The 13,456-nt window shown below is 47.0% G+C and carries 11 protein-coding genes and 1 pseudogene; 2 read left to right on the forward strand and 10 right to left on the reverse strand.

Annotation, left to right across the window (positions count from 1 at the left end):
- Nucleotides 1-165: 165 nt before the first annotated feature.
- The 7 genes from FCL48_RS03405 to FCL48_RS03435 form a co-directional block, all read right to left on the reverse strand.
- Nucleotides 166-1,857 carry an ABC transporter substrate-binding protein gene (locus FCL48_RS03405; RefSeq protein WP_371418656.1) on the reverse strand — a complete coding sequence of 564 codons (1,692 nt, stop codon included), beginning with the start codon at nt 1,855-1,857 and terminating at the stop codon, nt 166-168.
- 106 nt (nt 1,858-1,963) lie between these two features.
- Nucleotides 1,964-2,248: a DUF2160 domain-containing protein gene (locus FCL48_RS03410; RefSeq protein WP_136870827.1), complete on the reverse strand. Its 285-nt coding sequence runs from the start codon at nt 2,246-2,248 to the stop codon at nt 1,964-1,966.
- Between the two features lie 11 nt (nt 2,249-2,259).
- A complete protein-coding gene (locus FCL48_RS03415; protein WP_136870828.1) occupies nt 2,260-3,057 on the reverse strand; it encodes a carbohydrate ABC transporter permease in 798 nt (265 codons plus the stop codon).
- A gap of 1 nt (nt 3,058) precedes the next feature.
- Nucleotides 3,059-3,943 (reverse strand): carbohydrate ABC transporter permease, encoded by an 885-nt coding sequence (locus FCL48_RS03420; RefSeq protein WP_240744728.1) that lies wholly within the window; start codon nt 3,941-3,943, stop codon nt 3,059-3,061.
- Nucleotides 3,940-5,031: an ABC transporter ATP-binding protein gene (locus FCL48_RS03425; RefSeq protein ID WP_136870829.1), complete on the reverse strand. Its 1,092-nt coding sequence runs from the start codon at nt 5,029-5,031 to the stop codon at nt 3,940-3,942. Before FCL48_RS03425 ends, FCL48_RS03420 begins: the two co-directional genes overlap by 4 nt.
- 12 nt (nt 5,032-5,043) lie before the next feature.
- Nucleotides 5,044-6,132, reverse strand: coding sequence for an ABC transporter ATP-binding protein (locus FCL48_RS03430; RefSeq protein WP_136870830.1), 1,089 nt, complete (start codon nt 6,130-6,132; stop codon nt 5,044-5,046).
- Between the two features lie 561 nt (nt 6,133-6,693).
- Nucleotides 6,694-7,461 carry a DeoR/GlpR family DNA-binding transcription regulator gene (locus tag FCL48_RS03435; protein ID WP_136870831.1) on the reverse strand — a complete coding sequence of 256 codons (768 nt, stop codon included), beginning with the start codon at nt 7,459-7,461 and terminating at the stop codon, nt 6,694-6,696.
- 282 nt (nt 7,462-7,743) lie between these two features.
- On the opposite strand from FCL48_RS03435, the gene FCL48_RS03440 reads away from it, so the two are divergent.
- On the forward strand, nt 7,744-8,646 hold the full coding sequence (locus FCL48_RS03440) for a DMT family transporter (RefSeq protein ID WP_136870832.1): 903 nt from the start codon (nt 7,744-7,746) through the stop codon (nt 8,644-8,646).
- Between the two features lie 76 nt (nt 8,647-8,722).
- Here FCL48_RS03440 and FCL48_RS03445 read toward each other — a convergent pair whose 3' ends face one another.
- The 3 genes from FCL48_RS03445 to FCL48_RS03455 all read right to left on the reverse strand — a co-directional run bounded on the left by FCL48_RS03445 (nt 8,723) and on the right by FCL48_RS03455 (nt 12,895).
- Entirely contained in the window at nt 8,723-11,653 is a 2,931-nt protein-coding gene (locus tag FCL48_RS03445) for a CHASE2 domain-containing protein (RefSeq protein WP_136870833.1), read from the reverse strand.
- A gap of 47 nt (nt 11,654-11,700) precedes the next feature.
- Entirely contained in the window at nt 11,701-12,318 is a 618-nt protein-coding gene (locus tag FCL48_RS03450; protein ID WP_136870834.1) for an OmpA family protein, read from the reverse strand.
- A gap of 130 nt (nt 12,319-12,448) precedes the next feature.
- Entirely contained in the window at nt 12,449-12,895 is a 447-nt protein-coding gene (locus FCL48_RS03455; protein ID WP_169309057.1) for a FecR domain-containing protein, read from the reverse strand.
- 254 nt (nt 12,896-13,149) lie between these two features.
- Here FCL48_RS03455 and FCL48_RS03460 point away from each other — a divergent pair.
- Nucleotides 13,150-13,456, forward strand: a pseudogene (locus tag FCL48_RS03460) (transposase); the annotation flags it as partial.

Raw genomic sequence — 13,456 nt, forward strand, 5'->3', positions numbered from 1 at the left:
ACACTCATATTCAAAAGCTCAAAACAGAGAATGCAATTTTCAGGTAAAAAACAATTGGTCAAATAAAAACAAGTTGCGGCAATTGCCAGCAACCTGTTTTTTGCCTGGAGCAGGCTGGATCTATTTCTCCCCCAACAGAGTCTACCGTGGGGGAGAAAGAACTGCCTAGTTCTGCGCTGCAGCAGCCCAGCTTTTTACGAGCTCATCGTAATCAACGGTCATGCCCTGTGGTTTTTCATTGGCAAGTTTTGCTTTTGGAGCACCCGGCATATTCAGCCATATAGAAGGATCCTGTGGCTTGTTCAGCTTAGGACCGCATTCGCCCTGGATTCCTGCACGCTCAAGACGCTCAAGAACTTTGTCCTGCTGTTCAGCAAGAGAGTCCAGTGCTTCCTGAGGAGTTTTATCGCCGGTGACGGCATCGGCGACGTTCTGCCACCAGAGTTGAGCAAGTTTTGGATAATCAGGTACGTTGGTTCCGGTAGGAGTCCACTGAACGCGGGCAGGACTTCTGTAGAATTCAACCAGACCACCAAGTTTAGGAGCACGCTCGGTGAACGACTTGTCCCAGATGTCACTGTTACGAATAGGGGTAAGACCAACGTGGGTTTTCTTTAAAGATACGGTCTTGGATACAACAAACTGGGCATAGAGCCAGGCTGCTTTACGACGGTCAACAGGAGTTGATTCCATCAGGGTCCAGGAACCGGCATCCTGATAACCCAGTTTCATACCCTCTTCCCAGTATGGGCCGTGAGGGGATGGGGCCATGCGCCATTTAGGATTATCATTTTCATCAACAACAGGGGTTCCGGATTTGGCCATATCTGCGGTAAAGGCGGTATACCAGAAGATCTGCTGGGCAATTGCACCCTGGGATGGAACAGGTCCGGCCTCAGAAAAGGTCATACCGGCAGCTTCAGGTGGAGCATATTTTTTCAGCCAGTCGATGTACTTGGTGAGGGCGTAAACAGCAGGTGGAGCATTGGTCGCACCACCACGGGCAACGGTGGAACCGGCTGGGTTACATCCTTCGACCCGGATTCCCCATTCATCTACAGGAAGACCGTTTGGAATACCTTTATCTCCGCCACCTGCCATGGAAAACCATGCATCGGTGAAACGCCATCCAAGAGATGGATCTTTTTTGCCGTAATCCATGTGACCATAGACAGGTTTTCCATCGATCTCTTTTATTTTTTCGGTGAAAAATTCTGCGATATCTTCGTAGGCTGACCAGTTAACGGGTACACCAAGTTCGTATCCATAAGCTTCTTTAAATTTGGCTTTATATTCTGGATTTTTGAACCAGTCATAACGGAACCAGTACAGGTTGGCAAATTGCTGATCGGGAAGCTGATAGAGGTTTCCATCAGGACCGGTGGTAAAAGAAATACCCATGAAGTCGTCGAGATCCAGACCTGGGTTGGTTACAACTTTGCCTTCACCGCTCATCCAGTCGGTAAGATTGACAGCCTGCTTATAGCGGAAGTGGGTCCCGATGAGATCGGAATCGTTGATATATGCATCGTAGATGTTTTTGTTGGACTGCATCTGAGTCTGCAGTTTTTCAATAACATCACCCTCACCAATGAGGTCATGGGTCACATTAATACCGGTGATTTCGGTAAAAGCTTTCGCAAGCGTCTTGGATTCGTACTCATGGGTTGTAATAGTTTCCGAGACGACTTTAATATCCATGCCCTTGAATGGTTCGGCAGCCTTGATGAACCATTCCATCTCTTTCATCTGTGCTTCCTTAGAAAGAGTTGAAGGTTGAAATTCGTTTTCCACCCACGTCTTGGCTTCGTCGATCCCTGCCTGTGCTGCAGCGGGTCCTGCCAGCAGAGCGGCCATGGCTGTTGCTGTTACGAGCTTTTTGATCATCGATTTTTCTCCTCTATTGTTTTACGATTTTCCTGCTGCAGAAAAAGCAGCAGAATGAAAAAATTAAAAACAACTATTACACCCACTTGAATACACAGATTCCGTATATACAAGCGATCCCAAAGGCCCACCATAAGCTGAGACTTGCAAAAAGTGCAAGCCAGATAATATGGATATAAGCAGAACCTAAAAGGGTTACAAAAAGACGATCTCCCCTTGTGGTCTCAAAACGTAATACACCTATCCGTGGATTGCCACCCGGAGATTTACGTTCCCAGAGAGTCATGATTACGAGAATACAGAAAATTGTAATAAAAAATATTGCTGTCGGTTTGGTCCAGGCCATCCAGTTGAGATTCATAGCACTCTCCTCTATACTCGTCCGAGGGCGAAACCCTTGGCAATATGATTACGGACAAACCAGATGACAAGAGCCCCTGGTACGATGGTCAGAACGCCCGCGGCGGCCAGAACACCCCAGTCAAGCCCGGAGGCAGAGACAGTACGGGTCATGATGGCTGAAATTGGTTTTGCGTTGACTGCGGTGAGGGTTCTTGCCAAAAGCAGTTCAACCCATGAGAACATGAAGCAGAAAAATGCCGTGACGCCGATACCTGAGGCAATGTTCGGGATAAAGATCTTTATGAAAAACCTGGGCCATGAATAACCGTCAACAAAGGCGGTTTCATCGATCTCTTTGGGGATACCGGACATAAAGCCTTCAAGAATCCAGACCGCCAGAGGCAGGTTGAAAAGACAATGGGCGATGGCCACGGCAATATGGGTGTCAAAGAGGCCGATGGATGAATAAAGCTGAAAAAACGGCAGGGCAAAAACCGCAGGCGGTGCCATACGATTTGTCAGCAGCCAGAAAAACAGATGCTTGTCACCTACAAAGGAGTAACGCGAAAACGCATAGGCCGCTGGTAAGGCAAAGCACACTGAGATGACCACGTTGATGGACACGTAGATCATTGAGTTGATGTAGCCGGAATACCATGATGCGTCAGTGAAGATAACCATATAGTTGTCAAAGGTCAGGTCTCTTGGCCAGAGACTGAAGACAGAGAGGATTTCATCATTGGTTTTCAGGCTCATGTTTATGAGCCAGTAAATTGGTAGCAGCAGAAATATTATATAGATGGCAGGTATGGTCCATTTCCAGCGCATATCAGGCACCTCCGTTTGAGCTTTCTTCTCCGATATTGCTCATTACAGTGTAAAAAACGTAAGAGAGCAGGAGAATAACCAGAAAATAAAGAAGCGACATCGCTGCAGCAGGACCGAGGTCAAACTGTCCAATGGCCATCTTCACCAGATCAATAGACATAAAGGTTGTAGAGTTACCAGGACCACCACCGGTGATAACAAAAGGTTCGGTGTAGATCATGAAGCTGTCCATAAAGCGAAGCAGTACGGCAATAAGCAGGACCCGTTGCATCTTTGGCAGCTGGATGTAACGAAATACTGCAATTTTAGAAGCTCCATCAATTTTGGCGGCCTGATAATAGGCATCGGGAATTGAGCTGAGACCGGCATAGGAAAGAAGTACGACGAGGCTGGTCCAGTGCCACACATCCATTATTATAATTGTGATCCATGCTGCAACAGGATCCTGGGTGTAGTTATAGTCAAAGCCCATCGAGGCCAGACTATAACCGAGAAGGCCGATGTCTACCCGACCGAAAATCTGCCATATGGTGCCAACTACGTTCCATGGGATAAGCAGCGGCAGGGCCATGGTAATGAGGCATACAGGTACTCCCCAGCCTTTTTTGGGCATGGCAAGGGCTATGGCGATTCCTAAAGGGATTTCGATTGCAAGAATGATGGCTGAAAAGGAAATCTGGCGAAAAAATGCATCGTGAAACCTTTCTGAGTGGATGATATCTCTGAACCAATCCATGCCAACCCAGAAGAAGACGTTGTTGCCAAAGGTGTCCTGAAAGGCATAGTTGACGACGGTCATAAGCGGGATTATGGCACTGAAAGCTACCAGAAGAAAAACCGGCAGGACCATAAACCATGCTTTCTGATTTACCTGTTTTTGGATCATTTTGCTGCTCCTGATATGAGATGGTCGTTCACATAGATATGAGTGTGGCTGGTATCAAAATGGAGTGAGGCCTTATCACCCGCATTCGCTGATAGTTCATGCATGACAACGTTGAAGTCCTTGTTGTTAAGGGTGACCCGGACAATTTTATAGCGACCGATATCGTCGATTTTGGTGATGGTGACCGGAAAGCCGCCTGGGGTGTCGGGGCCGGTCAGATTAAGATGTTCCGGACGAATACCGACCTTCACTTTATCCGTGGATTTCTGATCCGGGTAGGTGTAGTCCAGTTCGATTTCAGCACCTTCAACCACAATCCTGTCGCCTTTTAATGCACAGGAGGCGATATTCATTCCTGGTGAACCGATGAAGTAGCCAACAAAGGTATGTTCGGGACGCTCAAACAAATCCTCTGGAGTGCCCACCTGGACAATTGCACCTTCATACATGACGATAACCTCGTCTGCAAAGGTGAGGGCTTCGGTCTGATCGTGGGTTACATAAATCATGGTGAAGCCAAACTGTTTGTGCAGGTATTTCAGCTGGGAGCGGAGTTCCCATTTCAGCTGGGGATCAATAACAGTTAAAGGCTCATCAAAGAGAATGGCGTTGACTGACTGACGGATCAGCCCACGGCCAAGAGAGATTTTCTGCTTGGCGTCCGCTGTGAGATGTTGTGCCTTGGTGTGAAGATTCTTGTCAAGGTCCAGCATTTTCGCAAGTTCAATAACCCGCGGTTCTATCTCTTCCTTGGTCCGGCCCCGGTTTTTTAACGGGAACGCCAGATTTTCAAAGACTGTCATTGTGTCGTAGATCACCGGAAACTGAAAAATCTGGGCGATGTTTCTCTGTTCTGTCGGCAGCTTTGTGACATTTTCATCGTTAAAACGGACGTCACCTTTTGTAGGAACAAGAAGTCCTGATATGATGTTAAGCAGGGTGGTCTTGCCGCAGCCAGATGGCCCGAGAAGGGCGTATGCACCCCCGTCCCGCCAGGTCAGGTTAAGCTTTTTCAGTGCATAGTCATCAGGATTGTCAGATGCTCCAGTATACGAATGTGCGATATCTTTTAGAGTAATATTGGCCATTACATTCTCCCTCTATACGCCGGTTGCAGTTTCCGGCGTTACAACCAGAGACTCATGTCTGTCAAATACATAAAATGTATCAGGATCAAGAAAAATTTCGATTGTTTCTTTAACATCAAAAGTATGGATGCCCGATGTCAGCAGAACCCAGCGAACGCCTGCCACATCGAGATGGACGTAGCTTTCAGAACCGGTGATCTCGGTGACGGCAACCTTGGCTTTTACACTGATGTCTGTATCTTTTGTTCGTGAAAGATAAAGATTATGCGGTCTGAAGGCGATGGTGTAATCGTCATCGGCAAGCTCAGGCAGTTTGCCGATGACAGGAATTTCAACGTGGCTCTTATAGAGCATGCGACCGTTAAGTTTTACAACCGGCAGGGTATTGAGGGGTGGATCAGAGAGTGTTTTTGCCGTAATGAGATTGTCAGGTCGGGTAAAAACATCAATGGTCCTGCCAAACTGGGTCACCTTGCCTTGATGGAGAGATGCGGTATTGCCGCCTAAAAGCAGTGCTTCTGAAGGTTCGGTGGTCGCATAGACAAAAATAGCTCCGGTTTCAGAAAAGATACGGGGAAGTTCTTCACGGAGTTCTTCTCTCAACTTATAGTCAAGATTAGCCAGCGGTTCGTCAAGGAGCACCAGGTCGGCACCTTTTACCAGGGCTCTTGCCAGTGCCGTTCGCTGTTGCTGGCCACCTGAGAGTTCCTGGGGACTGCGGCTGAGCATATTCTCAAGTTTCAATAAGGTGGCCACCTTTGCCACCCTTTCTTTTATCTCGGCTTCGCTCACTTTTGCGATACGCATCGGAGAAGCGATGTTCTCAAACACAGAGAGGTTTGGGTAGTTGATGAATTGCTGATACACCATGGCTGCTTTACGTTTTTGCACAGCAACACCGGTCACATCTTGACCACCAACATGTACGGTGCCAGAACTGGGTTGATCCAGACCGGCCATCAGGCGCATGAGTGTGGTTTTTCCTGATAGTGTAGGACCAAGAAGAATATTCAGGGTTCCCGGCTCAAAGGTCAGTGAAACGTCGGAAATATGGAACTCTTTTCCAACCTTTTTCGATACATTGCGTAACTCAAGCTGCATTACTTCTCCTCGTCAGTGGCGGTTGTGGTGTGTCTTTTGTCGCAACGGGTTATATTATTTTTTTGAAACCGGCTGAGGCTTTTTTCTATAAGTTGTTGGAGGCGTCTTGAAATAGAGAGTTGAGACGGTTGTGAGGTGCTCAGTCGTTTGGTTAAGTATGGGCTTATCTTCCTTGCAATGCCTGGGAGATAAGAGAAACAGGCTGATATCCTATTCAGCAAAAATGTACGGCTGCTGCGCTTCGGGGGGTGGGTGGTGTTTTCGGTACCGCAGAACCTATAGCGCACAGACACATCCGAACGTACAGCATTTAAGCCAATGCTGCAGTCGTATATCTTCCAATCAGCTACTGCTCGGTGGTAAACAGGTGTCATCATCATTGGCACTCTGTTGAATTTGATTAAATGTGCAAGTCAAAAGTTTCAGCTTAAGCTCTAACCGCTTTCAAACGCAAGTCTATGTGATAATTAACCGAAATAAAATAGCGAGGCAAGTGAAAATCCCTGTATTTCTCACAATCTTGTGTTGATTGTAACTCAATTACAGTGCAGTTTAGAGCGGTCAAGGCTGGGCGATGACGATACCAATGTTATGTATTTTACAGATATCCTGAAGTTTTCCAGGTAACCCTTTATCTGTGACCAGGGTTGTGATTTGGGAGATATGTCCAATGCGTATGGGAGCACTCCGTTCAAATTTCATGGCGTCGGCGACGAGTATGACGTGTCTGGCGTTTTTGATTATTGCCTGGGCAACCCGGACTTCACGGAAATCATAATCCAGAAGGGCGCCGTCCTCATCGATTGCAGAGACGCCGATCACCGCGTAGTCAACTTTGAACTGATTGATAAAATCAACAGCTGCAACCCCAACAATGCCCCCATCGGACCTTCGAACCTGCCCCCCTGCTATGATAAGCTCAATGTTGGGGAAATGTTTCATTATTTCAATAGTATTGATATTGTTTGTGATGACAAGAAGGCCCCTGTGATTGTTGAGAGAGTGGGCCACCTGCTCGGTGGTGGTACCGATATTGAGGAGAAGGGAGCTGTTGTCCGGGATCAATGCTGCAGCACTGATGGCAATGGCTTTTTTGGCAGCGGGCGCCAGCATGCGTCGCGCTTCGTAACTGACGTTTTCGATGCCCGAACCTACGATGGCACCACCATGAACCCTTTGCAGGAGTTGTTTGTCACAGAGCTCGTTGAGGTCTTTTCGTATTGTCTGCGGGGAGACGGTGAACCGGCTGGAGAGTTCTTCAACTTCGACTCTGCCGCTTTCTCTGGCACGTTCCAGGATCTTGCTTTGCCTCTCTGACAGAATCTCCATACAGACTACCCTCTTGTTGTGGTGTTTGACCGAAGTGAGCGAATTTCGCTTATTATTCAATGAAGGTTCAATAATGTCAATTTGTATTTCATATGAAACCTGTTGCTCTGATTTCTAACTATTTATGGAATGTGATCCATGTGCTAAAAAGGATTGCCGGTGTGAGCGCAGGGAGATGGCGCTTGTAATATAAATGAAGCTCGGTATACTCTTGCGTGGTTTTTCCTGCAATCCGGGATACTTTTACATAATTTTTAGAACACTCATAAAAGAAGAGGCAGAATGAATCGTTTACAGGCCAATGCACTGCTGACCCTTGCCGCCATGATCTGGGGATCGAGCTTTGTGGTCCAACAGATTGGCACAGGTGAACTGGGGACGCTTACCTTTACAGGTGCCCGGTTTTTACTGGGAGGTCTGGTCGTGCTGCCTTTTGCTCTTCGTCAGTTTTCCCGGGTGAATGGGAGTGAACGTGCTTTTGAACCCCTGGATTGGGCTGGAATGTTACTGACGGGTTGTGTCCTTTTTACTGCAGCGGCCCTCCAGCAGCACGGTATTCTGAGAACAACTGTTATAAACTCTGGCTTTCTCACAGCTCTTTATGTACCACTGGTCCCCGTCATTGGTCTGATCCTTTTGAAAAGAAAGGTCCACTTCTCCATCTGGCCTGCATCAATACTCTGTTTTCTCGGGACCTTTATCCTAAGTGGAGCAAAGGAGGTCGAGCTCGCAGTTGGTGATTTGTGGGTTATCTCAAGTACGATTTTCTGGTCAAGTCATGTCATTCTGGTGGGGATTTTGGCCTCCAGGACCCGGGCGCCTTTAGTCGTTGCCTGTATACAGTTTCTGGTCTGTGGTGTTGTCGGTCTTGGTGTAGGTTTTTTGGCGGAATCACCGACGCTGAGTGAAATTTGGGGGGCTGGCCCTGGGATTTGCTACATTGGCTTTTTTTCTGTTGGTATGGCGTTCACCTTTCAGGTTGTCGGGCAGCGCTATACCCCGGCAGCCGATGCGGCAATCATTCTCAGCTCAGAAACAGTATTTGCGGCGATGGGGGGCATGATCTTTCTTGGAGAGCGTCTAAGCCTCTTTCAGCTTTCCGGTGCTTTGATGATTCTTGCAGCAATTTCGCTGGTTGAATTGTTGCCGATGTCAGCCCTTGGTAAGGCCAGATCACTCGAATAGTGATGGCTGTGTTCCTGGAAAAGCGATAACAGCTTCAAGGTATTGTAGAATATTGAGCCTGGAAGAGCCGGGCTCACTATCGGTCCAACTCTTTTCGTACAGCACAGGCCAGCGCTTCGATTGAATAGGGCTTTTGCACATAGCCGCCAGCACCAAGTTGCTGCATCCGTTTGACCCTGTCGGATTCTGAGTAACCGCTTGAGATAATAGCTCTTTGATTGGGATATTTTTCCAGGATGTGTTCGTACGTCTCAAGACCATCCATTCCATTTGGCATGATCATGTCAAGAATAACCAGATCCACAGGTGACTGATTAAGCATTTCAAGGGCTTCATTGCCACTGCCTGCCGTCATGGTGCTGTAGCCGAGCTGGCTCAGGATGCTGCCTGCGATGGTGAGTTGTTCCTCCATATCGTCAACAATCAGTATCGTTTCTCCTTTGGTGCTTGGCTCAAGAGAGTCCTGATTGACCTTTACTATCAACGGTTGGTCGGTTATGGGCAGGTATACGGTAAATTCCGCCCCTTCTCCAATTTTGCTGGAGATGTCGATGTACCCCTTATGGTCTTTGATGGTGGCCCAGATTATAGTCATCCCAAGTCCGGTGCCTTTTCTCTCGCTGGGTTTTTTCGTGTAGAATGGTTCGAAAATCCTGGTCAGATCCTGGTCAGATATTCCCATGCCGCTGTCTTTTATTGTAATACATCCATACTTTCCAGGGGGAATTTCTTCGTAGCCATTCAGACTCTCCTGAATATTTTTCAATGAGGTGGAGATGAAGATCTCCCCACCCGATGGCATGGCTTCCATTGCATTATTAATAAGGTTCATGATCGCCTTTGAAAGATGTACCGAAGAACCACTAACAATAATTTCCAAAGGACAATATTCAGTTCGAATCGTGGTGAGTGAATGCTTTTTCTGTGTCTGCCTGTGTTCCGCAGAGTCGAGATAGTCGGCAAGAAGTGTATTGAGATCAATAATATCCTGATGTTTGATGTTGCGTCTTGCAAGTGTGAGAAGATCCTGAACGATAACTGCGGCCTTTTCCCCCGATTTCTTGATAATAGAAATTTTTTTATGGAGAGGATCGTCTTTGGGAATATCTGCGAGGATTATATCCGGGTAGGTAACGAGTCCACTCAATATATTGTTGAGATCATGAGCAATGCCTGCTGCAAGGTTGCCAAGTGCTTCCATTTTTTTAGCCTGGAGCAATTGACTCTCAATATGCTTTCTTTTGGTTATATCCTTTACAATCCCCTGGGTTCCGATAAATTTATCGGGACCGCTATGACTGGTATCGTAGAGTCCTGCCGCCGAAACACTGAAGTAGCGTGTCTGGGTAGTTTGGTCTTGATCCTCCAGAGTAAATTGGAGTCGAATTTCGAAGTCCTGGGTGGCGCGTGAACCTGTTCTCCGCTCATTGAGTCGAAACTTTGCTTTATCGAGGTCTTGGGGAACAACGAGGTCAAAAATTGATTTTCCGAGGAGCTGGTGGCTGTGTGAATTATATTTACTGACGGCTGAACTGATAAATATGATTTTTCCGTTTTGATCCAGACGAAAAATGATATCGGGGATGGTGTTGAGGATTGATTGCAGGGTTTTCTGACTGTAATCGAGAAGTTGTAAGGCATTTCCTGCTTCTAAGGCCGAGTGCTTCTGGTTGTATCTGTATTTCAGGGTAATCAGAAAAAAGAAACTGAGAAGCAGGCTGGATGCAGGGAAAATAGGAGAGAGGAGGAGCCCGAAGGTTTTATATGTGAAAATAGATGCGGCCCCAAGAAGTCCAAGGGTGGAGAACAGGATGGTACAGATCCATGGAGTTGAAAATCCAGCAATCCCGGCACTCAGCAGTGAGGTGAGAAAGATACCAAACGGCAGTTCCGCAAGCCAGAACAGATCGCCTCGGATTCTCTGTTTTTTAGCAGCCAGGGACTTATAGGCAAGCTTATGGATGTCAGACATGGAGATAGTTTTACCGTTGGGGAGCCTATAGTATTGGGAGAGTCCAGTGGCTGTGAGACCTACAAAAACAACTTTATCCTTGAGACGCTGGAGGGTCGAGGCCCCATCGAGTAACTCTTTTGCAGAGATGCTATCATCAGGGGACGTGGAAAAATTACCGAGCAGGTAGTTTCCTTCTCTGTCGATCGGGATGGTGCCGTTAAGGATATAGCGCGTGCCAAGCAGGCCATTTTGCAGAGTTGTTTCCGTTAGTTTTTTGGTTTTCAGGAAAATCTGCAGGGCAAATGAAGGTAAAACTTTGTCGTTATATTCAAGGTAGAGTGGTAAGCGTCGGAAAATTCCATCGCGATCCGGTGTGCCGTTAAAAAATCCCGTAGCATTCCCGCTTTTTGACAGGGTTCCATTATTACAGAGAATTCCGTTTGCGTTGTGAAGAGTGAGGGCGTCTGTACTGGCGCTGATTGCTGCGCTGTCATTAAAGATTGGCGGCGTCAAGCAGCCCTGCTGTTGGTTCGCTGTTTTTTGAAAAAGCAGCTCGTAGCCCAGTATATAGGGACCATTTTTTAAGGTTTCAGCCAGAAAGGCATCATGGTCCAGAAAAGTTGCGGGGATGTTTGAGGTATCAAGGGTGTATCCGAAATCCTGTTGCAGTGACTTTTGCCAGTGAACGGGAGAAGTCCTGTCCGGTTCGGGAAAAAGAATATTGACGGCGACAGCTTTAGCGCCTGAAGATGTAATGTTATCCAAAAGTCTGGCAAGACGATAACGTGGCCATGGCCACTGTCCATAGAGCTGGAGAGTGGCATCATCGATTTCGACAGTTATAGTTTCTTGTCGGTCAGGTTCCTGGGTGCTGGCGTTGAGGAGGAAGTCCATTGTTTTAAGATCAAGAAAATATCCCAGCGGTGTGAACATATAGATAGCTGCAGCGACACACGAAAGCAGCAGGCTGGTATAAAAAAGGGTCTTTACCAGTGGCCTCCCTGTTGGCTCGGCAATGGAAGGTGGGATGAGTGATTTTGGTCTGTATAACATCTTGTCAGTTTTTTATTTTCGATGAAAGATAGTGTTTGGCGTAGCCACTATCTTACGACCACCTCAACCCTTCGGTTTTTGGGTTCATGTACATTGTCAGCTGTTTTGATAAGTGGATTGTTTTCTCCATGGGAGGTAATTTTGACAAATTTGTCCTGTATTCCCTCCTGAATAAGAATCTGAAGGACCGCGTTGGCTCTTTGCTTGGAGAGGCGCATGTTATAGGAAGGGTCTCCTGCAGTATCGGTGTGACCAATTATGCCGATATCCTGAGATTGCCTCTGACTGGCGGCGGCAAGAATATCAGGAATAACCTGTTGGGATTGGGCGGTAAGACGGTCTGAATCTTTTTCAAAATAGAGGTTGAAATGTTTCGGAGGCTCCGGAAGGCTACTCAGGGCTTCGGAAAAGTTCCTTGCTATCTCAGCTTCAGAAAGCACCTTGGGGGCGGTGGGTGCAGACTGTCTGCCTTTGATAACTGTTGCCTCCTGGGCTTTGGTGATATCGATGGAGGCAACGTCAGAGGTTACTGTTACCTTGCCGACCTTGCCTCCGGGGTCAGGAAGCAGGACAACCGTTGTTTGTTTGGCGCAGCCGTTTAAGCAGCAACTACAGAGGAATAACACAAAAAACAGAACTGGGGTAAGCGATCGAGCTGATGTCATTAGTCCGTTCCTATGGAATTGTTGAGAAGGTGTTCTACTGTCGTAAATATGTACTGTCTCACACCTTGGTCATAAAATATATTACCGTGTTCAAGGATCATGATTGGCGTTTCTGCCCGGGTGTTGCGGGTTAATCAATTTTAACAAGAAATTTTGTACCGCGGACACCAAGGGTTGCATCCGGTGTTTCAAGCCTGACCTGATCAGGGGCCAATTTTGCGATCTGTCCTGAGATAAAGGAAAACGTTCCCCTGAATAATTTTGTTATAAACGCCAGCTTGCCTGCAGCTGGGTCAAAGAGGAACTGTTCGATGCACAGCTCGCTGTTGGAACCAAGCGAGACGACAGTGTCATCTTCAAAAATCAGGCCGACATTACTGTTTGGGCCGGTTCGAATAAGGTCTCCCTGGCTTATTTTCATATGAGGAACGGCTTTGATGCTTGTCTCTGTGCTTGCAAGATAGACCTCACCTGAAACTGATTTGATAATGCCAATGGAGTCCATGGCACCCGCAGTGGCTGAAAAAGTGAGAAGTAACAGAGCCAGCATAAACAATGAAAGGTAAGCAGCCCGCATAATCAAGTCCTCCATTTGAAGTTGTGAATTGGGTTTACTCTCTTATGCTATCATGCTTTTGCATGTGGAATGAAGATAATAATGCAAATGAAGAACATGATCCATGCAATGGCTAACATATACCCTGAGTTCCCGGAATTGTGTAACGATGAAAATACAGTAACCCTATAATAATGTGTTAAATAATACGATTTTCCTTGCATAAAACATCGTTACAATATATATTATTGTAACGAGAAAAAGGAGGATTGTATATGGCAGCCATTGTATATCAAAAGAACAAGAAGACTGGAGTTACCTATGCATACGAATCGATTTCATTCTGGGATAAGGAGAAGCAACATTCCCGGGCAAAACGTAAATGCATCGGGCGGGTAGATCCGGAAACACAGAAGATTGTGCCGACACGAAAAAGAAAGGCACCTGAAGTAGCAGCAAAAGCCAAACCGGGACCAGTACCAATTACCCGGCAGGCTCGCAGCTTCTATGGGGCTACCTATCTTTTCGATCAACTTGGAGAGGAAGTCGGGGTGACAGAGGATCTGAAGAGCTGCTTTCCCG

The organism is Desulforhopalus sp. IMCC35007, from assembly GCF_005116575.1.
Lineage (GTDB): Bacteria > Desulfobacterota > Desulfobulbia > Desulfobulbales > Desulfocapsaceae > Desulforhopalus_A.

Bases quoted from the DNA above. Each gene is read 5' to 3' on its own strand.
- FCL48_RS03405 (WP_371418656.1), bottom strand. From the start codon at position 1,857: ATGGCCGCTCTGCTGGCAGGACCCGCTGCAGCACAGGCAGGGATCGAC.
- FCL48_RS03410 (WP_136870827.1), bottom strand. From the start codon at position 2,248: ATGAATCTCAACTGGATGGCCTGGACCAAACCGACAGCAATATTTTTT.
- FCL48_RS03415 (WP_136870828.1), bottom strand. From the start codon at position 3,057: ATGCGCTGGAAATGGACCATACCTGCCATCTATATAATATTTCTGCTG.
- FCL48_RS03420 (WP_240744728.1), bottom strand. From the start codon at position 3,943: ATGATCCAAAAACAGGTAAATCAGAAAGCATGGTTTATGGTCCTGCCG.
- FCL48_RS03425 (WP_136870829.1), bottom strand. From the start codon at position 5,031: ATGGCCAATATTACTCTAAAAGATATCGCACATTCGTATACTGGAGCA.
- FCL48_RS03430 (WP_136870830.1), bottom strand. From the start codon at position 6,132: ATGCAGCTTGAGTTACGCAATGTATCGAAAAAGGTTGGAAAAGAGTTC.
- FCL48_RS03435 (WP_136870831.1), bottom strand. From the start codon at position 7,461: ATGGAGATTCTGTCAGAGAGGCAAAGCAAGATCCTGGAACGTGCCAGA.
- FCL48_RS03440 (WP_136870832.1), top strand. From the start codon at position 7,744: ATGAATCGTTTACAGGCCAATGCACTGCTGACCCTTGCCGCCATGATC.
- FCL48_RS03445 (WP_136870833.1), bottom strand. From the start codon at position 11,653: ATGTTATACAGACCAAAATCACTCATCCCACCTTCCATTGCCGAGCCA.
- FCL48_RS03450 (WP_136870834.1), bottom strand. From the start codon at position 12,318: ATGACATCAGCTCGATCGCTTACCCCAGTTCTGTTTTTTGTGTTATTC.
- FCL48_RS03455 (WP_169309057.1), bottom strand. From the start codon at position 12,895: ATGCGGGCTGCTTACCTTTCATTGTTTATGCTGGCTCTGTTACTTCTC.